This is a genomic window from Citrobacter sp. Cpo032, from assembly GCF_030332975.1.
GTDB classification, from domain to species: Bacteria; Pseudomonadota; Gammaproteobacteria; order Enterobacterales; family Enterobacteriaceae; genus Citrobacter; species Citrobacter portucalensis.
Window position 1 is genome coordinate 67,199 of record NZ_JAOWGU010000034.1, and the last position, 21,192, is coordinate 88,390.

The window sequence follows — 21,192 nt, forward strand, 5'->3', positions numbered from 1 at the left end:
GAATTGTCGCTATGCTTGCATTGTTAATCGGGAAGAGGAGCAAACAGTGCGTATAGGTATCGATTTGGGCGGTACGAAAACGGAAGTTATTGCGCTTGGCGAGGCGGGCGAACAGCTTTTTCGCCATCGCCTGCCCACGCCGCGTGATGATTATCGGCAAACGATAGAAACCATCGCCACGCTGGTGGAGATGGCGGAAAACGCCACCGGGCAGACGGGAACCGTGGGAATGGGCATTCCAGGTTCAATCTCGCCTTACACCGGGGTGGTAAAGAATGCCAACTCGACCTGGCTTAACGGACAACCTTTTGACAAAGACCTGAGTTCGCGTCTGAATCGTGAAGTGCGGTTGGCAAATGATGCCAACTGTCTGGCGGTTTCAGAAGCGGTGGATGGTGCGGCGGCCGGGGCGCAAACCGTGTTTGCGGTGATTATCGGCACCGGATGTGGCGCAGGCGTGGCACTGAATGGTCGGGCGCACACGGGTGGTAACGGTACCGCGGGCGAGTGGGGGCATAATCCGCTGCCATGGATGGACGAAGATGAGCTGCTGTTCCGACAGGAAGTCCCCTGTTATTGCGGTAAACAAGGCTGCATTGAAACCTTCATTTCCGGGACCGGCTTTGCCACCGACTACCAGCGTCTGAGCGGTAAGCCGCTCAAAGGCAGTGAAATTATCAGCCTTGTTACTGCGCAGGATGCTCTAGCGGAGCAGGCTTTGAGCCGCTATGAGCGTCGTCTGGCGAAATCACTGGCACATGTGGTGAACATTCTCGATCCGGACGTCATTGTGCTGGGTGGCGGAATGAGCAATGTCGACCGACTGTATCAAAACGTTCCGGCGTTGATTAAGCAGTTTGTCTTTGGTGGCGAGTGCGAAACGCCTCTACGCAAGGCGCTACACGGGGATTCCAGCGGTGTACGCGGTGCGGCCTGGCTGTGGCCGCAGGAGTAAGGTTCGCGTAGCCGGGTAGCGCAGATGCTATCCGGCAGCGTGTGTCATCTGGGGGACTGCGCGCTTCAGGCGACCGTACAGCAGCAGTGACGACATCGCAGAAAACGACAGCAGTGCCGCCGGCAGCGTCACGTAGTTGTAGGCAAAGCCCAGCGTCAGCATCATGCCACCGCAGTAAGCGCCAATCGCGCTACCGAGATTAAAGGCAATTTGCCCGCCAGCCGCACCCAGCAGCTCCCCTCCTTTAGCATTTTGCAGCAGCAAAATTTGCAGCGGTGCCGACAGGGCAAACAGGCCCGCGCAGCAAATAAAGGCGAAGGTCAGCGACGCGGCTTTGATCCCGCCAAAGGCAAAGAGCAACAGCAGAGCCAGCACAATCACGAAGTCGGTTATCACCGCAATGCGCAGCGGCGTATAGCGACCAGACAGCCGACCGCTCAGCAGATTTCCCAACACCATTCCTAATCCTACCAGCATCATGATGAAGGTCATCAGCGCTTCGGAAAAGCCGGAGATGAACATCATGTACGGTTTGACGTAGCTGAACCAGGCGAAAACCCCGGCGTTACCAAACATGGTGGCGGAGAAAATGAGCCACGGGGCGGGGCTTTTCAAAAAGTGAAATTGTTCGCGCAGGTTTCCTTTTGCTTCATCGCTGATGTTGGGCACCCAAAAAGCGACCGAGACCATCACGGCGATATTAAAGACGGCAATCAGCAGGAACGTATAGCGCCAGCTAAATTCCTGACTCAGCCAGGTGCCGACGGGAATGCCAACCAGATTGGCAACGGTCATCCCCGAAATCATGCCCGCGACAGCGGCGGTGACTTTTCCCGGGCGGGCGAGCTTCGACAGGATAATTGCGCCAACGCCAAAAAACGCGCCGTGCGGGAAGCCTGAAACCAGCCTGCCCACCGCCAGCATAAAATACGAGGAGGAGAGGGTAAAAATGGCGTTGCCAATCACACACAGCGTGACCAAAAACAGCAGAATATGCTTGAGCGAAAAGCGGCTGGAAAAGAGTGCAATAATGGGCGCGCCAAGCACCACGCCAAAGGCGTAAAACGAAATCATATGGCCAGCGGCAGGAATGGAAATTCCCACGTCCCGCGCCAATTCGGTGAGAACGCCCATGATGCCAAACTCGGCCATGCCCAGCCCAAATGTTCCCAGCGCTAAAGAGAAAATGACTTTTTTCATACCACCTGCCAACAAGAAAGACGCAGGATGTGCGTCATAGCGGCGAACGTTCGCCGCCAATAGCGATAGCTTGCGGATAAGCGAAGTGGAATGCCATTTCATATCCGTCCCTGAGTATGCATTATTGTGCTACATAGCGTGCCGGATAGCGATGACGCTTATCCGGCCTGTGACACCACATCCGCTGGCCGATTACTCCACCGCAAACATTTTGTCGAGTTTGCTGTAGCCCAGACCGTTGATTTTTTTCACTTTGATCTGCACCGGAATGCGTTCTTTCATTGCTTCGACGTGGCTGATCACGCCAATGGTTTTACCGCTAGCGTTGAGCGCATCCAGCGCGTCCAGAGCGGTATCCAGCGTTTCGCTGTCCAGCGTGCCGAAGCCTTCGTCGAGGAACAGGGAGTCAATTCGTGTTTTGTGGCTGACCAGATCGGACAATGCCAGCGCCAGCGCCAGACTCACCAGGAAGCTCTCGCCGCCGGAGAGCGTACGCGTGTCACGCACCGCATCGGCTTGCCAGGTATCGACCACCTCCAGCTCCAGCGCTTCGCTGGCCTTGCGCTGCAACAGATAGCGACCGTGTAGACGGGTTAACTGGTTGTTGGCAAGCCAGACCAGGTTATCCAGCGTCAGTCCCTGGGCAAATTTGCGGAACTTATCTCCCTCTTTCGAGCCGATCAGCGCATTCAGATAGCCCCAGTCTTCGACCTGTTGCGCGACGTTATCAATCTCCTGCATCAGCGCCTGCTGTTGCTGGCGGTTTTCAGCATCCTGCCTGAGTTGCTGGCGAATTTCTCCCTGACGAGTGGTGTTATCCCGCAGCAGTTGGGTGAGCTGCGCCAGCGTGTCGCGAAGATGTTGTGCCGTGAGCGTGAGATCCACCCCGGTTGGTTGCTGCTGTTGATGAGTCGCCAGCGCCTGCTGGGCCTGATTAAGCAGCGTTTGTGCCTGTTGTTGCTGGACTTCCAGCGATTGTTTCAACTGCTCAAGACGGTTGAAGGTCTCTTCATCCAGCAGGGCGGCGATAAAGGCGTCACGATTGTCAAAGATACTGGCCTGCAATGCGGCAGCAAATTGTGCCTGAATTTCTGCGGCGTGCTGAACGTCCTGTGCTTCTTGCTGCTGCAAGGTTTGCCACTGTCCCTGTAAAGAGAGGCAATCGTCGTGCACCTGCCGCCAGTTTTCCAGCGACAGATCCTCAATGTTTTCAGAAAGCACCTCAGATTCTGGCAGCGTTTCCAGCAGCGGCGCAAGCTGGGCAATCCGGGCCTGTAACTCAGTCAGTTCATTCTGGCGCTGTTGCCACATTTGCGCTTCGTTCGCCCGTTCGCTTAACCATGAGGAGACTTCATCCTCGGGCGGAAGGGCCAGGCCATGACGGTCCAGCTCTGAGGTTAACGTCGCCTGGCGCTGGTCAATATGCTGTTGGAGTTGAGTAATCTGTTCGGTATGCGCGGCGATTTGCGCCTGCAGGGTATGACGCAAGCTTAACTGGTGGAGCTGTTGTTCGTACTCTTCCTGAGCGGCCAGCCACGGGGCAATGTCATCCTGCGGTTGTAGCGATACGTTGAGGCTGGCGGTAACGGTCAGCCACTCTTGAGTAAGTGCTTGCTCCTCCTGAGAAAGCCTCTGTGCTTCATGTTCATCGCGCTGAAGTTGCTGCGTTATCGCCTCAAGCTGCCCGCGCAGGGTTGAGCCCTCATCGGCCAGCGTTTTGACCTCTTTTTCCAGCGCTTCACGTCGTGCCTGATTTACGCTCAGCTCAAGCGTCTGGTAACGCTCGATAGCCGGATGTGTAGTAGAGCCACAAAGCGGACAAGGTTTGCCGGATTCCAGTAATGCCCGATGGCTTTCCAGATCTTTGATGCGGGCTTCCTGCTCGCAAATGAGTCTCACATCGGTAAGCTGCTGGTTTTTATCTTTATAGCGCTGGCGTTTCTCGGCGAGTACCGCGTTGCGCTGGGTCAGTTCTTGCTGACGTTGTACAAGCGTAGCGCGTAACTGTGCCAGCTGCTTTTGCTTCGGGGCGATTTGCCCGTGCAGATTACTGAGCCGCTGGCGTAGCGGACGAAGCTGCACATGTTGCGCCAGCGCTTCTGTCACTTCCTGCGGCGAAAGCGTCAGTGCAGGAAGCGCCAGTGCATCGAGCTTACGTGTGTCATTCTCCCGCAGCTGCTGCCACTGGCGTAGCTGGGTGCTGGCGTCGGACTGTTGCGCCAGCAGCGCTTTCCAGCCAGCCAGTTCGCTACTCCATAAGCGGAAGCGGTCATGCTCGTTCAGCCAGTCGGTTAACGTCTGTTGTTCGGCCAGCATAGCGGCTGACTGCGTGTGCGCCTGCTGACGGATGCGTCCGCGCAGCGCTAAGCTGCTTTGTAAGCGAGCATTCACTTCCTGAATCTTCTGACGCGTACGCTCGATAGTAGCCGTTTGTTCCTGGATTCGCTCCCAGTGATGGCGCAATGCTCTGGCCGGCTGCGCCAGGCTCAGCGCTGCCAGCTGCGGCTGCGCGTCTTCTTGCGCCTGAAGTGCTGCCTGTAATGCCTGCTGGTGGCGGTTTATGTCCGTCTGAAGCTCATTTTGCCGAATAAGCCAGTTGAAGTGCTGTTGCTGGGTTTGTTGGCTGGTAAGGTATTGTTTTTCTTCGTCAGTAAGTACCTGCAAACTTTCCGTCAGGGACTGCACCTGCTCTGGTGCTAACAGCGCCACGCCACTGGCCTTGGCCTGCAGTTTTTCCAGCTCCGTACGCGCTGACTTGTGCTTTTCAAACACCATGGCGGAGATTTGGCCGTAGATCTCAGTACCAGTTAACTCTTCCAGAAGCTCGGCGCGCTCTTTCGGTTTGGCATTAAGAAAGGCGGCAAACTGGCCCTGAGACAGCAGCATCGAACGGGTAAAACGCCCGTAATCCAGCCCGGTAAGCTCGGCGGTCATCTCCAGCTTGTCTTTGACTTTATCGGCGAGGATTTTACCGTCCGCGCAGCGGGCCAGCTCTACGCGTGGGACCTGCAGATTGCCCTCAGGTTGGTTGCGTGCCCGGTTCTGGCTCCAGAATGCGCGGTAGGCTTCGCCGCGCACCTCAAACTCGACCTCGGCCAGACACTCCGCGGTGTCGCGGGTCATCAGGTCGTTTTGCGACTGTGACACGGTATTCAGGCGCGGTGTTTCGTGGTACAGGGCGAGGCAAATCGCGTCCAGCAGGGTGGTTTTCCCCGCGCCCGTTGGCCCGGTAATGGCGAACAACCCGTTGCTGGCAAAAGGTTCTGCTGTGAAATCGACTTTCCATTCTCCCTTCAGGGAGTTGAGGTTCTTCAGGCGCAGGCTGAGAATTTTCATGCTTCACTCTCCCCGGCAAGCGTGTGTAAGGTTGCGCTAAACAGCTGATTCAACCGCTTGCGCTGAGGCTCCTCGAGCTCTTCCAACGCCAGGCGGCGGTCAAAAACTTCCGTTACGCTTAGCTCGCTTAACGTTTCGCGTCGTTCATTGGCCATAATACGTTCACGTTGTTCTCGACTACGGCGCACTAATAACACCTCGACCGGTAAATCTTCGGTTAAGGCCTGGATCTTACGTTGCATGTCATGCAGATAGTCGTCGGTGGTGATTTCAATATCCAGCCATATCGGCGGCTCTTGTGGCACGTTACGCCACTGCTCAAGCTGGGCGGTAATGGCGGCTAAATCGCCTTTCAATACCGCAAGCGGCTGGGTGACCGGTACGGTGAGATTTTCAACGGCGCTGAGTCTCCCCGCTTCGAAATTCACCAGATGTACACATTTGCTTTTGCCGCACTCGTCAAAACTGAGGGCAATCGGTGAACCGCAGTAGCGAATATGTTCCGTGCCGCCGATAATCTGCGCCCGGTGAATATGCCCCAGTGCGATGTAGTCCGCGGGTGGAAAGTTTTGCGCCGGAAAGGCGTCCAGCGTACCGATATAAATGTCACGTACGGCGTCACTTTTACTGGCGCCAACGGTGGTCAAATGCCCGGTAGCAATGATGGGCAGGTTTCGATCGCCACGCAGCGTGCAGGCGTCCTGATACTGCTGCTGGTAATAGTCGGTGATCGCCCCCAGCAGATGCTGCTGTTTTTCTTGTCCGGTTAGCCCGGCCTGGCTGGTAATGATGTCACGTGGTCGTAAGAAAGGAACCGGACACAGGATTGCTCCCGGCGTGCCATCACGTTGCGGCAGCACCTGCGGCGCATGGCCGGCGCTGGCAACGACCGTGGTGTTGAGAAACGCCAGAATATCGCGGGATTCATTGAGCGTGGCGACAGAATCGTGGTTGCCTGCCAGCACGACCAGATGACAGCCAGTTTGCTGCAGATTGACGACAAAACGGTTATACAGCTCACGGGCGTAGCTTGGCGGTGAGCCGGTATCGAAAATATCGCCCGCCACAATAATGGCATCCACCTGCTGGGATTGTGCCGTCTCCAGCAGCCAGTCGAGAAAGGCCTGATGTTCAGCGGCGCGGCTCTTGCTGTAGAAATTTTGGCCCAGATGCCAGTCAGACGTGTGAAGGATGCGCATAAGAGTTCCATGACGATAAAACAGTGGCGGGGATTATAACCTTTCAAGGACGGTAATATCTTGTCTCCGGGCTGTCATAATTCGTCTGGCTGCGTTAAACCTGGACTATCTTTTCATAAATCTGTCATAAAACTGACGCATAATGGCACCGTATTGATGGCAAACGATTTAATTATAAACAGGGCAAATCATGGCGAGACGTATTCTGGTCGTAGAAGATGAAGCTCCAATTCGTGAAATGGTCTGCTTCGTGCTCGAGCAAAACGGTTTTCAACCCGTAGAAGCCGAAGACTATGACAGTGCTGTGAACCAACTCAATGAACCCTGGCCGGATCTCGTCCTGCTTGACTGGATGCTTCCCGGCGGCTCGGGTCTACAGTTTATTAAGCATCTCAAGCGCGAAGCCATGACGCGGGACATCCCCGTGATGATGCTGACGGCGAGGGGAGAAGAGGAAGATCGCGTCCGGGGTCTGGAAACCGGTGCGGATGATTATATTACCAAGCCGTTTTCTCCCAAGGAGCTGGTGGCGCGTATTAAAGCTGTGCTGCGTCGTATTTCCCCCATGGCGGTGGAAGAGGTTATTGAGATGCAGGGGCTGAGTCTTGATCCCACTTCGCATCGCGTGATGACCGGCGAAGAACCGCTGGATATGGGGCCGACCGAATTCAAACTGTTGCACTTCTTTATGACTCACCCCGAGCGCGTCTACAGCCGTGAACAACTCCTCAATCATGTCTGGGGAACCAATGTCTACGTAGAAGACCGGACAGTGGATGTGCATATCCGCCGCTTACGTAAAGCGCTGGAGCACAGCGGACACGATCGAATGGTGCAGACAGTTCGCGGGACGGGATATCGTTTTTCGACCCGCTTCTGACTGACAAGAATCAGGGCCTGATGGATTAGGCCGTTAATGGAGTAAGACGTTTGCTAGAACGATTGTCATGGAAAAGGTTGGTACTGGAGCTGATCCTGTGCTGCATACCGGCATTTATCCTTAGCGCTTTTTTCGGTTACCTGCCCTGGTTTTTACTGGCGTCGGTAACGGGCCTGCTTATCTGGCATTTCTGGAATTTATTACGTTTATCCTGGTGGTTATGGGTCGACAGAAGTATGACGCCGCCACCGGGGCGAGGCAGTTGGGAGCCGTTGTTATATGGGCTGCATCAAATGCAGCTTCGCAACAAAAAGCGCCGTCGAGAACTGGGTAACCTGATTAAACGTTTTCGCAGCGGGGCGGAATCACTACCCGACGCGGTGGTGTTGACCACCGAAGAAGGCGGTATCTTCTGGTGTAACGGACTGGCTCAGCAGATTCTGGGACTGCGTTGGCCGGACGATAGCGGGCAAAATATTCTTAACCTGCTGCGCTACCCGGAATTCACACAATATCTGAAAACGCGCGATTTTAGCCGGCCAATCAATCTGGTGCTAAATACCGGACGGCATCTGGAAATTCGCGTGATGCCCTATACCGATAAGCAATTGTTGATGGTGGCGCGCGACGTTACCCAGATGCACCAACTGGAAGGTTCACGGCGTAACTTTTTCGCCAACGCCAGCCATGAGTTGCGCACACCGCTGACGGTGTTGCAAGGCTACCTGGAAATGATGCAGGAGCACCCGCTGGAAGGGACAACGCGCGAAAAAGCATTGCATACCATGCGTGAGCAAACGTACCGTATGGAAGGCCTGGTGAAGCAGCTGCTGACGCTGTCAAAAATTGAAGCTGCGCCGACGTTGCAGCTGAATGAGAAAGTCGATGTGCCCATGATGCTGCGCGTGATCGAGCACGAAGCGCAAACCCTGAGCCAGCATAAACATACGTTTACCTTTGATGTCGATAACAGCCTGAACGTGCGAGGCAACGAGGAGCAGTTGCGTAGTGCTATCTCGAATCTCGTGTACAACGCGGTGAACCACACACCAGCGGGAACGCATATTACCGTACGCTGGCAGCATGTGGCGTCGGGGGCGGAGTTTTGCGTGGAAGACAACGGTCCGGGCATTGCCCCCGAGCATATTCCACGTTTGACCGAACGTTTTTATCGTGTGGATAAGGCGAGATCGCGACAAACGGGCGGTAGCGGGCTGGGTCTGGCTATCGTGAAACATGCGCTGCATCATCACGACAGCCGTTTGAACATCGAAAGCGAACCAGGCAAAGGGACGCGATTTAGTTTCATGATCCCGGAACGTTTCATTGCCAAAAGTAACGGCTAAGACGTATTCGTAAGATAATCTTTCCAAAAGCCAGCGCAAGCTGGTTTTTTTTATATGGTCAATAGATGCCTCCTGAATTTCACAACGTTTGATTGTTTTTTGTTCGAACTATTACCCATACCTTTTTCCATGAAATGGTGTTTTGTGCTAACCCTATTTTTCATATCGCTATATTGTTCTGGTTTTTGGATCCCACCTTGCTTTAAAACGTTATAAGCGTTTAAATTGCGCTCCAGGTGCTGTCATACCGACTGCATTTACGCGGTAAATCGAAAAACTATTCTTCGCCGCGCCAGGTCGGGAGTGTTTCCCGCTGGAATTGAGCAAAAATGCCGCTGTATTGTCCCCCAGGGAAAGGCAAAAATTTACTATTTTCAACACCACATCCACAGGCAGTAAGACTTTATGACCCATCAGTTAAAATCGCGCGATATTATCGCTTTGGGATTTATGACATTTGCACTGTTCGTTGGTGCAGGTAACATCATCTTCCCCCCAATGGTTGGTTTGCAGGCAGGTGAACACGTCTGGACTGCGGCTTTTGGCTTTTTGATTACGGCCGTTGGCCTGCCGGTACTTACCGTTGTTGCGCTGGCGAAAGTCGGCGGTGGTGTGGACCGACTGAGCACGCCTATCGGTAAAGTTGCCGGTCTGCTGCTGGCGACCGTTTGCTATCTGGCCGTTGGGCCGTTATTTGCTACCCCGCGTACCGCGACGGTCTCTTTCGAAGTCGGGATTGCACCGCTGACTGGTGACTCTGCGCTGCCGCTGTTTATCTATAGCGTTATCTATTTCGCGATTGTCATTCTGGTTTCGCTTTATCCGGGCAAACTGCTGGATACGGTGGGCAATTTCCTGGCACCGCTGAAAATTCTGGCACTGGTGGTCCTGTCTGTCGCTGCAATCGTCTGGCCAGCTGGCCCGATCAGTAATGCGATGGAAGCCTATCAAACTGCGGCGTTTTCTAATGGCTTCGTGAACGGGTATCTGACCATGGATACGCTGGGCGCGATGGTGTTTGGTATTGTTATCGTTAACGCCGCTCGCTCGCGTGGTGTTACTGAAGCGCGTCTGCTGACCCGTTACACCGTTTGGGCGGGTTTAATGGCGGGTGTGGGCTTAACGCTGCTGTATCTCGCGCTGTTCCGTCTGGGTTCAGATAGCGCGATTCTGGTCGATCAGTCTGCTAACGGCGCGGCGATTCTGCATGCGTATGTTCAGCACACCTTTGGCGGTGCAGGAAGCTTCCTGCTGGCTGCGCTGATTTTCATCGCCTGTCTGGTCACCGCGGTTGGCCTGACCTGTGCGTGCGCAGAGTTCTTTGCCCAGTACGTTCCACTGTCTTATCGTACGCTGGTATTTATCCTCGGCGGCTTCTCGATGGTGGTTTCTAACCTGGGTCTGAGCCATCTGATTCAGATCTCTATTCCGGTGCTGACGGCTATCTATCCGCCATGTATCGCACTGGTTGTATTAAGCTTTACCCGCTCATGGTGGCATAATTCTTCCCGCGTCATTGCACCTGCGATGTTTATCAGCCTGATTTTTGGTATCCTTGATGGCATTAAAGCTTCTGCAATTGGCGACGTGTTACCGGCCTGGACCCAGCGTTTACCGCTGGCGGAGCAGGGGCTGGCGTGGTTGATGCCAACAGTCGTGATGGTGGTCCTGGCAGTTATCTGGGATCGCGCCGCGGGTCGACAAGTGACCTCCAGCGCACACTAATATCACTGACAATAAGTTTTAACCACGGGGCTATTAACATGGCCCCGTGGTTTTTTTATTGTGTTAACAGGTTAGGAATCGATGGAAAGTAATAACAAGCTAAAGCGTGGGCTGAGCACCCGGCACATCCGCTTTATGGCATTAGGTTCAGCAATTGGTACCGGGCTGTTTTACGGCTCGGCCGACGCTATCAAAATGGCGGGGCCAAGCGTATTGCTGGCCTATATTATCGGCGGTGTCGCGGCGTACATTATTATGCGTGCGCTGGGCGAAATGTCTGTTCATAACCCGGCAGCCAGCTCCTTCTCGCGCTACGCGCAGGAAAACCTCGGACCGCTGGCAGGCTACATTACCGGCTGGACCTACTGTTTTGAAATCCTGATTGTCGCTATTGCCGACGTGACAGCCTTCGGCATATACATGGGCGTCTGGTTCCCGGCGGTACCGCACTGGATTTGGGTACTCAGCGTGGTGCTGATTATCTGCGCCATCAACCTGATGAGCGTGAAGGTATTTGGTGAGCTGGAGTTCTGGTTCTCGTTCTTCAAAGTCGCCACCATTATCATCATGATTGTCGCCGGTTTCGGTATCATCATTTGGGGGATTGGCAACGGTGGGCAACCTACCGGTATCCATAACTTATGGAGCAACGGTGGCTTCTTCAGCAACGGCTGGCTCGGCATGGTGATGTCGCTGCAAATGGTGATGTTTGCCTATGGCGGGATTGAGATTATCGGGATTACCGCAGGCGAAGCCAAAGACCCGGAAAAATCTATTCCGCGCGCCATCAATTCCGTACCAATGCGTATCCTGGTGTTTTATGTGGGGACGCTGTTCGTCATTATGTCTATCTACCCGTGGAACCAGGTGGGTACCGACGGTAGCCCGTTCGTTATGACGTTCCAGCATATGGGCATTACCTTTGCTGCCGGGATCCTCAACTTTGTGGTTCTGACTGCGTCGCTGTCGGCTATTAACTCTGACGTCTTCGGTGTGGGGCGTATGCTACACGGCATGGCGGAGCAGGGCAGTGCCCCGAAAATGTTCGCCAAGACGTCGCGTCGTGGCGTGCCGTGGGTGACGGTAATGGTGATGACTATCGCGCTGCTGTTTGCGGTGTATCTTAACTACATCATGCCGGAAAACGTCTTCCTGGTGATCGCCTCTTTGGCGACTTTCGCCACGGTATGGGTGTGGATTATGATCCTGTTGTCGCAGATTGCTTTCCGTCGTCGTCTGCCGCCGGAAGAGGTCAAAGCGCTGAAATTTAAAGTTCCGGGTGGGGTAACGACGACCGTTGTTGGCCTGATTTTCCTGGTCTTTATCATCGCGCTCATCGGCTATCATCCGGATACCCGTATTTCGCTGTACGTCGGCTTTGCGTGGATTGTCCTGCTGCTGGTCGGATGGGGATTCAAGCGCCGTCGCGAGCGCCAACTGGCTGAAGCACAGTAATATTTTTGCCGGGTAGCTTTGCGTTACCCGGCAAGTTTCTCCTCCCCCGAACTCCTCCCCCAATAAACGTTAAGATGAGGAGTGATCCTGCACTTCGCTATGGCAAGGTGACGTCATTATCATCAAAGGGGATACGTGATGTTGAACGCCTGGCACCTTCCGGTTGCCCCATTTGTTAAGCAAAACAAAGATCAACTGACGATTACATTATGGTTGGCGGGGGAAAATCCACCCCAGCGGGTGACGCTACGCGCAGAAAACGATAACGAAGAGATTTCGCTGGCTATGCACAAGCAGCGCAGCCAGCCGCAGCTGGGCGTGACCGCGTGGCGAGCGGCGATCGATCTCTCCAGCGGGCAGCCTCGTCGACGCTATAGCTTTAAATTACTTTGGCCCGATCGTCAGCTATGGTTCACCCCGCAGGGATTCGGCCGTTTTCCGCCTGCTCGTCTGGAGCAGTTTGCGGTTGATGTGCCGGATAATGGTCCGCAGTGGGTTGCCGATCAGATTTTCTATCAAATTTTCCCGGACCGTTTTGCCCGCAGCCAGTCGCGTGAAGCGGGACAGGATAATGTCTATTACCACCACGCCGCCGGACACGACATCGTGCGGCGCGAATGGGACGAACCGCTTACGGCTCAGGCCGGTGGCTCTACGTTTTATGGCGGCGATTTGGACGGCATCAGCGAAAAACTACCGTACCTGAAAACGTTAGGGGTCACGGCGCTGTATCTGAATCCTGTTTTTACCGCCCCGAGCGTGCATAAATACGATACCGAAGATTACCGTCATGTTGATCCGCAATTTGGCGGCGACAGGGCGCTACTGCGTCTGCGGCACAACACCCAACAGCAGGGCATGCGTCTGATTCTCGACGGCGTCTTTAACCATAGCGGCGATTCGCACGCCTGGTTTGACCGACATAATCGGGGAACAGACGGGGCGTGCCATAACCCAGAATCCCCCTGGCGCGATTGGTATCATTTTTCAGCCGACGGCGTTGCGCTCGACTGGCTGGGATATTCCAGCTTACCTAAGCTGGACTTTTCCTCGGAAAGCCTGGTGAATGAAATTTATCGTGGTGAAGACAGTATCGTCCGCCACTGGCTGAAAGCGCCGTGGAGTATGGACGGCTGGCGTCTTGATGTGGTGCATATGCTGGGAGAGGCCGGAGGCGCACGTAACAACCTACAACATGTGGCCGGAATTACGCAGACGGCAAAAGAAACCCAGCCAGAGGCGTATGTGGTGGGTGAGCATTTTGGCGATGCGCGCCAGTGGTTGCAGGCTGATGCAGAAGATGCCGCCATGAACTATCGCGGCTTTACTTTCCCCCTCTGGGGATTCCTCGCCAATACCGATATCTCATACGACCCGCAATCCATTGATGCCCAGACCTGTATGGCGTGGATGGATAACTACCGCGCGGGGTTGTCGCATCAGCAACAGCTGCGGATGTTTAATCAGCTCGACAGCCATGATACCGCCCGCTTTAAATCTCTGCTCGGTAAAGACGTCGCACGGTTACCGCTAGCGGTGGTATGGCTGTTTACCTGGCCTGGCGTGCCCTGTATTTACTACGGTGACGAAGTGGGGCTGGACGGGAACAACGATCCGTTTTGTCGCAAACCGTTCCCGTGGCAGCCTGAAAAACAGGATGCTGCTCTGCTGGCGTTGTATCAGCGGTTGGCAAAATTACGCCACCAGAATCAGGCGCTGCGCCACGGTGGTTGCCAGGTGATTTACGCCGAGGATAACGTGGTAGTGTTTGTTCGCGTGCTAAACCGACAGCGCGTAATGGTGGCGATTAACCGTGGCCACGCTTGTGAAGTGGTCCTGCCAGCCTCGCCATTACTGAGCGTGAGTCAATGGCAGCACAAAGAGGGCAACGGCATGCTTGCCGACGATATCCTGACGTTGCCGGCGATTTCCGCCTCAGTATGGATAGGTCATTGATATAAGCGCGCAATTTCCGGGCTTGCCAGCAGCGTTTCCCGCCACCACCGCTGTGCCAGCCCATCGCGGTTATTGCGCCATGCCATATAAGCCACGTCTTTTTGGCGAAATGAGATAACCGTTTTTTCCACCAGCTCGCCCGTGGTAAGCCACGGGCTGGCAATATGGCGGGGGAGAAATCCGCAGCCCATACCGGCTCGTAGTAGCATCACCTTACTGTGGAAGTCATCGACGCGGATTTGCGCCTGTTCCTCCATCAGATTGGTTTGTAACGGATGGCAGAAGCGGGCGCTGTCGCTGATAACAATCGCCCGATGCAGGCATAACTGTTCGTTGGTCAGGCCGTCTGCTGCTGCTGCCAGCGGATGCTCAGGCGCAACGACAAACACATTGTCCAACGTGCCGAGCATTTTATAGGACCAGGCTGCAGACGTTGGCGGTTCATTAATTGCCCCCAGAATAATATCGGCTCCATTATGGGTCAGCTCCTCCCAGGAGCCCGCCAGCGTATGGTGGGTAAAACTGAGGCGAGTTTGTTTATTCAGCGCATGAAATTCATCGATAATGGGCAACAGCGCGGCGAAAGGGAAGGAGTCGTCCAGCGCAATTGCCAGCTCTTTTTCCCAGCCTGAACTCAGCTGTACCGCCTGCTTTTCGAGATCTTTTGCCGCATTCAGCAGCAAACGCCCTTTTTCCAGCATCATCTGTCCGGTATCGGTAAATTTTGCCCGGTGCCCGGAACGGTCAAGCAGCTCGATATTCAAATCGCTTTCCAGCTTCTGAATCATATAGCTGAGTGCGGCAGGGGTTTTAAACAGCGACTCGGCCGCTGCGGCAAATGAACCCTGTTTGTCGAGTGCGTCGAGAATAAGCAAAACATCCAGATTAATGCGCATAAGCAGAAAATATCCTGAAAATTAAACCCTTCTGTTGTACCGAATGAAGAAAAACAATGCCAGTGAATAAATTAGATGAGTCATGCGCATTTTTTTGATGTTGTTTAGGATATATCGCAACACAAAATTAATAGTTTCACAGGATAGTAAGTTTTCTTTAATAACTCGTTAGAAATTTCCCGCTATACTCAACAAGCTTTCTGATTCAGGATCCTGCTGCTGACGGCAGATACAGACCGTTGCCTTTTAACTTATTGATTAAGAAGGTGTGCTATGTCTATTCGGGAACTGATTGACCCTCAAAATTCTACGCTTATTTTTATTGATCATCAGCCGCAAATGTCATTCGGTGTGGCAAATATTGATCGCCAGACTTTAAAAAATAATACCGTTGCATTAGCGAAAGCCGGGAAAATATTCAATGTTCCGGTGATTTATACTTCTGTAGAAACCAAAAGTTTTAGCGGATATATCTGGCCGGAATTGTTAGCGGTTCATCCTGATGTCAAACCCATTGAACGCACCTCAATGAACTCCTGGGAAGATGCGGCGTTTGTGAAAGCGGTGGAAGCGACCGGGCGTAAAAAACTGATTATCTCCGCGCTGTGGACCGAAGTATGCCTGACTTTTCCGGCGCTGATGGCACTGGAGGCAGGCTATGAAGTTTATGTGGTAACGGATACCTCCGGCGGCACGTCCGTAGATGCTCATGAGCGTTCTATCGACCGCATGGTACAGGCAGGTGCCGTACCCGTAACCTGGCAACAGGTTCTTCTCGAGTACCAGCGCGACTGGTCCCGCAAAGAAACCTACGACGCCGTAATGGATCTGGTACGCGAGCACAGCGGCGCCTACGGTATGGGCGTGGATTATGCCTATACCATGGTGCATGGCGCGCCGGAACGTAAAGCTTAAATACACGTCATCCTTCATGTTGCATCTTTGTTGGCTTCGCTTGCGTACCCCGGTCACTTACTTATGTAAGCTCCCGGGGATCCACAACCTTGCCGCCTCGATGCACCATGAATGATTTTGTGTATTGCTTTCCTGGCCTAAGTGGCCTGTTTCCTCTCAACAAGGAACCCTTCATGGCGCAGAACAAACATGTGACGTTGGTAATTACTCACACTCTGCTACCTGAGCAGGCGCAGAGGTATGAGCAGTGGCTGGGGAAAATCATGCCTGTAGCGGCTGAATTTCCCGGTCATCTCGGGGCGAACGTGATTCGCCCGGCAGATGGTAACAACCTGTGGAACATCATTATCCGCTTCGACACGCTTGAGCATCTGTATAGCTGGACCCAGTCCGATACGCGCCGCGTGTTGGTCGAAGAGATTGCTCCACTGCTGGCTGAAGGAGACAAAACCGAAATTCGCACCGAAGCAGCATTCTGGTTTACGCCGCCCGCGCCCCATGTACGCCAGCCCAAACGCTGGAAACAGTTTCTGATAACCCTGCTGGTGATATTTCCCAGCACCAATCTGGTGCCGTGGTTGACCGGCATTGTGCTGCCTGCAATGAAGGGCTCGTTACTCCTGCATCTCATCAATGATGCCTTTGTGGTTGCGCTGGTGGTCTGGTTCTGGATGCCCATCGTAACCCGTCTGTTTGCCGGATGGCTGAAAAAAGCCTGACCGGTATCTCAGGAGATTGTTATGTCTCAAACTGCCACACTGATTCTGACTCACGGAAAAATTTATACTCTCGACAGGCAAAGTCCGCAGGTCGAGGCGGTAGCGATCGCCAACGGAAAGATCCTGGCGACCGGTAGCCACGAACGGGTAATGAACTTTGCCGCCGAAGGGACGCAGGTTGTCGATCTGCAAGGACATACGGTGATTCCGGGCCTGAACGATTCGCACCTGCACCTTATTCGTGGTGGACTGAATTACAACCTGGAATTGCGTTGGGAAGGCGTGCCGTCACTGGCGGACGCGCTACGCATGCTCAAAGACCAGGCTGACAGAACGCCGTCGCCACAATGGGTACGCGTGGTGGGCGGCTGGAGTGAATTCCAGTTTGCCGAACGTCGCATGCCAACCCTCGAAGAACTGAATGAAGCCGCTCCGGATACTCCGGTTTTTGTTCTGCATCTCTACGACCGGGCTTTGCTCAACCGCGCCGCGCTGAAAGCGGTTGGCTATACCAAAGCGACGCCGGATCCGGCGGGCGGTGAGATTGTGCGTGATAGCAACGGCAACCCGACCGGAATGCTGATCGCTAAACCGAACGCGATGATCCTTTACTCGACGCTGGCAAAGGGACCAAAACTGCCGCTGGAAATGCAGGTTAATTCGACCCGCCAGTTTATGCGTGAACTGAACCGTCTGGGACTGACCAGCGCCATCGATGCGGGAGGCGGCTTCCAGAACTACCCGGAAGATTACGAGATCATTGAGCAGTTACACGCCAACAAACAGATGACGGTGCGTATTGCCTACAATCTGTTTACCCAGCGTCCAAAGCAGGAACTGGAAGACTTTGAACGCTGGACCGATATGCTCAAGCCAGGGCAGGGAACCGACTTCTATCGTGCCAACGGGGCAGGGGAAATGCTGGTCTTTTCTGCAGCGGATTTTGAAGACTTCCTTCAGCCACGTCCGGATCTGCCGGAGGGTATGGAAGATGAGCTGGAACGCGTGGTGCGACATCTGGTGGAGCATCGCTGGCCGTTCCGCCTGCACGCCACCTACGATGAATCTATCAGCCGAATGCTGGACGTGTTTGAGAAAGTTAATCGTGATATCCCGTTCAATGGCCTGCACTGGTTCTTCGATCACGCCGAAACAATTACCGAACGGAACATCGAGCGTGTAAAAGCACTGGGCGGCGGGATTGCGGTCCAGCACCGTATGGCGTTCCAGGGAGAGTATTTTGTCGATCGCTACGGCAAAGACGCGGTTAAACATACGCCGCCGGTGGCGAAAATGCTGGCGGCTGACGTTCCGGTCGGGCTGGGGACTGACGCCACCCGCGTGGCCAGCTACAACCCGTGGACCGCGCTCTACTGGCTGGTTTCGGGCCGTACCGTTGGCGGGATGGCAATGTACGATGATAACAACCGTCTGCCGCGTGATGTGGCGCTGGAACTGTGGACGGCCGGGAGCGCCTGGTTTTCCAGCGAACAGGGTAAGAAAGGGCGCATCGAGAAAGATCAACTGGCCGACCTGGTGGTGCTGTCTAAAGATTACTTCAGCGTGCCGGAAGAAGAGATCAAAGGTATTGAGTCGGTGATGACCGTTGTTGATGGCAAAGTGGTTTACGCCGCCGGGCATTTCACCCCGCTGGCACCACCTGCTATTCCGATTGTGCCGGACTGGTCGCCAGTGGTGAAGGTGCCGGGGCACTATCGCTCAGCGCCACCTGCTGCGGCGAAAATTGGCGCAATGGTGCAGATGCACCAGTGCTGCGGTAGCTGCGATGTACACGGTCACCAGCATGATATTGCGCGGAAATCGGGGATTCCGGTGTCAGATGACCGGGCTTTCTGGGGCGCGCTTGGCTGTTCCTGCTTCGCGTTTTAATCGCTTATCGGATCTGCTAACAATAAAAAAGGCCCGCATTTGCGGGCCTTTTGTCGATTCATGCCAATTACAGGCTGGAAACGTTCTCGGTCAGGTATTTTGCCACGCCGTCCGGAGACGCGTTCATACCTTCTTTACCTTTTTCCCACTGTGCCGGGCAAACGTCGCCGTGCTCTTCGTGGAACTGCAGCGCGTCAACCATGCGCAGCATTTCGTCGATGTTACGACCCAGCGGCAGATCGTTAACCACCTGGTGGCGAACAACGCCGTTAGCATCGATCAGGAAAGAACCGCGCAGCGCAACGCCCGCTTCCGGGTGCTCGATGCCGTAGGCTTTCTGGATTTCGCGTTTGATGTCAGCAACCATTGCGTATTTCACTGCACCGATGCCGCCTTTGTCGACAGGGGTGTTACGCCATGCGTTGTGGACAAATTCAGAGTCGAAGGAAACGCCAACAACTTCAACGCCGCGCTTCTGGAATTCTTCGTAACGTTTGTCGAATGCGATCAGTTCAGACGGGCAAACGAAGGTGAAGTCCATCGGCCAGAAGAACAGAACGGTGGTTTTACCGTTGGTATGCTGTTTGAAGTTGAAGTTTTCAACGATCTCACCGCTACCCAGTACCGCAGCTGCTGTGAAATCCGGAGCCTGACGAGTTACCAGTACCATATAATTCTCCTGCAAAGTTAAGGGGTTTTTGGAACGCAACGCGGGCCAGTATAGAGAGTGTTCGGGAATAAGACAAAGAGGCGCTGGCAATCAATGAGACAGGTTTTGTCTATCAATCTTTTGCCGGACGGCGGCTACAGCTTATCCGGCGGGGAATGCGGGCTGCGATCAAAGGGTTTTACGTCGCGCCTGTTCCATCATTTGCGGATAAAACTGCCAGAATCGTTCTTCTAACGCATCGTAATGCGTATCGAGGTCATACCATGAGTCGCGTAGGGCATCGAGCCGTGGACGGCGGCTGGCCATGCCGTTCAGGACGTTCTGGATAAAATCCATATCCCGATAACGCTCAAGCCATTTCTCTGACCATATATAGTTGTTCAGATTGATAAAGCGCGGCGGCGATTCCGGCAAAATAGTGGTTACCTGGGTACGGGCATAGCGCACAAAGTCCGTCAGCGGGAAGTCAGGGGAGATTTCCGACCAATGACGCGACAGAAAATGATCCCACATAACGTCCAGCGTAATCGGCGCGACACGGCGTGTTTCGCTACGAAACCACTCTTTGGCTTCACGCACCTGCGGTAAGTTATCGGTCATCACGTCGATACGACGATGCATGAAGATGCCTGCTACCACATCAGGCGAGTAGTGCGTTTCCGGATTACCCCGGACAAAATCGGCCAGCAGATTGCCGGAAAGCGAGCTATCGGCAAGATGAGCTAAGTGCAGGTGCGCAAGAAAATTCATATCCACTTCATCCTTCAAACTGCCTCTTTGTTGGCTGCCTTCACTCACCCCTGTCACTTACTTGAGTAAGCTCCCGGGGACTCATTCAGTTGCCGCCTCGATGCATCTTGAATGATTTTGTGTATAGATTATGTCTCTTAACTTGAGGGGTAAAGGTTGCAGGGAGAACGCCCCGGCACTAGACTACCCGCCTCTTATTTTAGTCTGAGTCAGTGTCATGCGCGTTACCGATTTCACCTTTGAACTACCCGAATCCCTGATTGCCCACTATCCGCAAGCTGAGCGCAGTAGCTGCCGCTTGCTGTCTTTGGACGGGCCGACGGGCGCGCTGACGCACGGTACTTTCACCGATTTGCTCGATAAGCTCAACCCTGGAGACTTGCTGGTCTTTAACAACACCCGCGTCATTCCTGCGCGTCTGTTTGGTCGTAAAGCCAGCGGCGGCAAGATTGAAGTGCTGGTCGAGCGTATGCTGGATGACAAACGTATTCTGGCGCATATTCGTGCCTCGAAAGCGCCGAAACCGGGTGCCGAGCTGCTGCTGGGCGACGACGAAAGTATTAAAGCGACGATGGTCGCCCGCCATGACGCGCTGTTTGAAGTTGAGTTTAACGACGAACGCAGCGTGCTGGATATCCTCAACGCCATCGGCCATATGCCGTTGCCGCCGTATATCGACCGTCCGGATGAAGACGCCGACCGCGAGCTGTACCAGACCGTATACAGCGAAAAACCGGGTGCCGTCGCTGCGCCGACCGCGGGTCTGCATTTTGACGATCCGCTGCTGGCTAAACTGCGCGATAAAGGCATTGAAATGGCGTTCGTCACCCTGCACGTTGGAGCGGGTACTTTCCAGCCGGTGCGCGTAGACACCATCGAAGACCACATTATGCATTCTGAATATGCGGAAGTGCCGCAGGATGTGGTGGACGCGGTGCTGGCGGCGAAAGCGCGCGGTAATCGCGTGATAGCCGTGGGAACAACGTCCGTTCGCTCACTGGAAAGCGCGGCGCAGGCGGCCAAAAACGATCTCATCGAGCCGTTCTTCGGCGATACGCAGATATTTATTTATCCAGGCTATAAATATCAGGTGATTGATGCTCTGGTCACCAACTTCCACCTGCCGGAATCGACGCTGATTATGCTGGTTTCCGCATTTGCTGGTTATAAAAACACCATGCACGCCTATCATGAAGCGGTAAAAGCGGAATATCGCTTTTTTAGTTACGGGGATGCCATGTTTATCACGTACAATCCGCAGGCTATTTCTGAGCAACCGTGAGAAGGCTATCTCACTTGC

16 protein-coding genes are annotated in these 21,192 nt (G+C 54.2%); 10 read left to right on the plus strand and 6 right to left on the minus strand.

Annotation, left to right across the window (positions count from 1 at the left end):
* The first annotated feature begins 46 nt into the window (after positions 1 to 46).
* Positions 47 to 955, plus strand: a complete 909-nt coding sequence (gene mak, locus OGY33_RS02365) for a fructokinase (RefSeq protein ID WP_191238818.1) — start codon at positions 47 to 49, stop codon at positions 953 to 955.
* A 27-nt stretch (positions 956 to 982) separates the two neighbouring features.
* Here mak and araJ read toward each other — a convergent pair whose 3' ends face one another.
* The 3 genes from araJ to sbcD form a co-directional block, all read right to left on the minus strand.
* A complete protein-coding gene (gene araJ / locus OGY33_RS02370) occupies positions 983 to 2,155 on the minus strand; it encodes an MFS transporter AraJ (RefSeq protein ID WP_048216350.1) in 1,173 nt (390 codons plus the stop codon).
* A 192-nt stretch (positions 2,156 to 2,347) separates the two neighbouring features.
* Positions 2,348 to 5,491 (minus strand): exonuclease subunit SbcC, encoded by a 3,144-nt coding sequence (sbcC, locus tag OGY33_RS02375; protein WP_191238817.1) that lies wholly within the window; start codon positions 5,489 to 5,491, stop codon positions 2,348 to 2,350.
* Complete coding sequence (sbcD, locus tag OGY33_RS02380; protein ID WP_191238816.1) at positions 5,488 to 6,690, minus strand: exonuclease subunit SbcD; 1,203 nt, start codon at positions 6,688 to 6,690, stop codon at positions 5,488 to 5,490. The genes sbcC and sbcD overlap by 4 nt, the downstream gene beginning before the upstream one ends.
* Before the next feature lie 190 nt (positions 6,691 to 6,880).
* On the opposite strand from sbcD, the gene phoB reads away from it, so the two are divergent.
* From phoB to malZ, 5 genes are all read left to right on the plus strand, one after another.
* Complete coding sequence (gene phoB / locus OGY33_RS02385; protein WP_003830970.1) at positions 6,881 to 7,570, plus strand: phosphate response regulator transcription factor PhoB; 690 nt, start codon at positions 6,881 to 6,883, stop codon at positions 7,568 to 7,570.
* A 50-nt stretch (positions 7,571 to 7,620) separates the two neighbouring features.
* Entirely contained in the window at positions 7,621 to 8,916 is a 1,296-nt protein-coding gene (gene phoR, locus OGY33_RS02390; RefSeq protein ID WP_191238815.1) for a phosphate regulon sensor histidine kinase PhoR, read from the plus strand.
* Positions 8,917 to 9,321: 405 nt separating this feature from the next.
* Positions 9,322 to 10,641 (plus strand): branched-chain amino acid transporter carrier protein BrnQ, encoded by a 1,320-nt coding sequence (brnQ, locus tag OGY33_RS02395; protein ID WP_003021501.1) that lies wholly within the window; start codon positions 9,322 to 9,324, stop codon positions 10,639 to 10,641.
* A gap of 81 nt (positions 10,642 to 10,722) precedes the next feature.
* Positions 10,723 to 12,096: a proline-specific permease ProY gene (gene proY, locus OGY33_RS02400; protein ID WP_003021504.1), complete on the plus strand. Its 1,374-nt coding sequence runs from the start codon at positions 10,723 to 10,725 to the stop codon at positions 12,094 to 12,096.
* Between the two features lie 138 nt (positions 12,097 to 12,234).
* Positions 12,235 to 14,052, plus strand: a complete 1,818-nt coding sequence (malZ, locus tag OGY33_RS02405) for a maltodextrin glucosidase (RefSeq protein ID WP_191238814.1) — start codon at positions 12,235 to 12,237, stop codon at positions 14,050 to 14,052.
* On the opposite strand, the gene OGY33_RS02410 is transcribed toward malZ, so the two are convergent.
* Positions 14,046 to 14,948, minus strand: coding sequence for a LysR family transcriptional regulator (locus OGY33_RS02410; protein WP_003830973.1), 903 nt, complete (start codon positions 14,946 to 14,948; stop codon positions 14,046 to 14,048). The two genes, malZ and OGY33_RS02410, sit on opposite strands and share 7 nt — an antisense overlap.
* A gap of 273 nt (positions 14,949 to 15,221) precedes the next feature.
* On the opposite strand from OGY33_RS02410, the gene OGY33_RS02415 reads away from it, so the two are divergent.
* The 3 genes from OGY33_RS02415 (at position 15,222) to OGY33_RS02425 (ending at position 18,472) form a co-directional block, all read left to right on the plus strand.
* Positions 15,222 to 15,863 (plus strand): hydrolase, encoded by a 642-nt coding sequence (locus OGY33_RS02415; protein WP_003021513.1) that lies wholly within the window; start codon positions 15,222 to 15,224, stop codon positions 15,861 to 15,863.
* Between the two features lie 173 nt (positions 15,864 to 16,036).
* The gene (locus tag OGY33_RS02420) at positions 16,037 to 16,582 is read left to right on the plus strand and encodes an antibiotic biosynthesis monooxygenase (protein WP_003830975.1); all 546 of its coding nucleotides are present in this window, start codon (positions 16,037 to 16,039) and stop codon (positions 16,580 to 16,582) included.
* Positions 16,583 to 16,603: 21 nt separating this feature from the next.
* Positions 16,604 to 18,472 carry an amidohydrolase gene (locus tag OGY33_RS02425; protein ID WP_191238813.1) on the plus strand — a complete coding sequence of 623 codons (1,869 nt, stop codon included), beginning with the start codon at positions 16,604 to 16,606 and terminating at the stop codon, positions 18,470 to 18,472.
* Between the two features lie 67 nt (positions 18,473 to 18,539).
* On the opposite strand, the gene OGY33_RS02430 is transcribed toward OGY33_RS02425, so the two are convergent.
* Both OGY33_RS02430 and acpH read right to left on the minus strand, forming a co-directional pair.
* Complete coding sequence (locus OGY33_RS02430) at positions 18,540 to 19,142, minus strand: peroxiredoxin (RefSeq protein ID WP_003021524.1); 603 nt, start codon at positions 19,140 to 19,142, stop codon at positions 18,540 to 18,542.
* 168 nt (positions 19,143 to 19,310) lie between these two features.
* Positions 19,311 to 19,892 carry an ACP phosphodiesterase gene (acpH, locus tag OGY33_RS02435; RefSeq protein WP_032942524.1) on the minus strand — a complete coding sequence of 194 codons (582 nt, stop codon included), beginning with the start codon at positions 19,890 to 19,892 and terminating at the stop codon, positions 19,311 to 19,313.
* A gap of 217 nt (positions 19,893 to 20,109) precedes the next feature.
* On the opposite strand from acpH, the gene queA reads away from it, so the two are divergent.
* Complete coding sequence (gene queA, locus OGY33_RS02440; protein WP_191238812.1) at positions 20,110 to 21,174, plus strand: tRNA preQ1(34) S-adenosylmethionine ribosyltransferase-isomerase QueA; 1,065 nt, start codon at positions 20,110 to 20,112, stop codon at positions 21,172 to 21,174.
* The last annotated feature ends 18 nt before the right edge of the window (positions 21,175 to 21,192 follow it).

What these genes read in the sequence shown, in the direction of transcription:
- acpH (WP_032942524.1), bottom strand. Translation starts at nt 19,892, where the DNA reads ATGAATTTTCTTGCGCACCTGCACTTAGCTCATCTTGCCGATAGCTCG.
- proY (WP_003021504.1), top strand. Translation starts at nt 10,723, where the DNA reads ATGGAAAGTAATAACAAGCTAAAGCGTGGGCTGAGCACCCGGCACATC.
- OGY33_RS02420 (WP_003830975.1), top strand. Translation starts at nt 16,037, where the DNA reads ATGGCGCAGAACAAACATGTGACGTTGGTAATTACTCACACTCTGCTA.
- OGY33_RS02430 (WP_003021524.1), bottom strand. Translation starts at nt 19,142, where the DNA reads ATGGTACTGGTAACTCGTCAGGCTCCGGATTTCACAGCAGCTGCGGTA.
- OGY33_RS02415 (WP_003021513.1), top strand. Translation starts at nt 15,222, where the DNA reads ATGTCTATTCGGGAACTGATTGACCCTCAAAATTCTACGCTTATTTTT.
- malZ (WP_191238814.1), top strand. Translation starts at nt 12,235, where the DNA reads ATGTTGAACGCCTGGCACCTTCCGGTTGCCCCATTTGTTAAGCAAAAC.
- sbcC (WP_191238817.1), bottom strand. Translation starts at nt 5,491, where the DNA reads ATGAAAATTCTCAGCCTGCGCCTGAAGAACCTCAACTCCCTGAAGGGA.
- queA (WP_191238812.1), top strand. Translation starts at nt 20,110, where the DNA reads ATGCGCGTTACCGATTTCACCTTTGAACTACCCGAATCCCTGATTGCC.
- phoB (WP_003830970.1), top strand. Translation starts at nt 6,881, where the DNA reads ATGGCGAGACGTATTCTGGTCGTAGAAGATGAAGCTCCAATTCGTGAA.
- brnQ (WP_003021501.1), top strand. Translation starts at nt 9,322, where the DNA reads ATGACCCATCAGTTAAAATCGCGCGATATTATCGCTTTGGGATTTATG.
- OGY33_RS02410 (WP_003830973.1), bottom strand. Translation starts at nt 14,948, where the DNA reads ATGCGCATTAATCTGGATGTTTTGCTTATTCTCGACGCACTCGACAAA.
- sbcD (WP_191238816.1), bottom strand. Translation starts at nt 6,690, where the DNA reads ATGCGCATCCTTCACACGTCTGACTGGCATCTGGGCCAAAATTTCTAC.
- OGY33_RS02425 (WP_191238813.1), top strand. Translation starts at nt 16,604, where the DNA reads ATGTCTCAAACTGCCACACTGATTCTGACTCACGGAAAAATTTATACT.
- araJ (WP_048216350.1), bottom strand. Translation starts at nt 2,155, where the DNA reads ATGAAAAAAGTCATTTTCTCTTTAGCGCTGGGAACATTTGGGCTGGGC.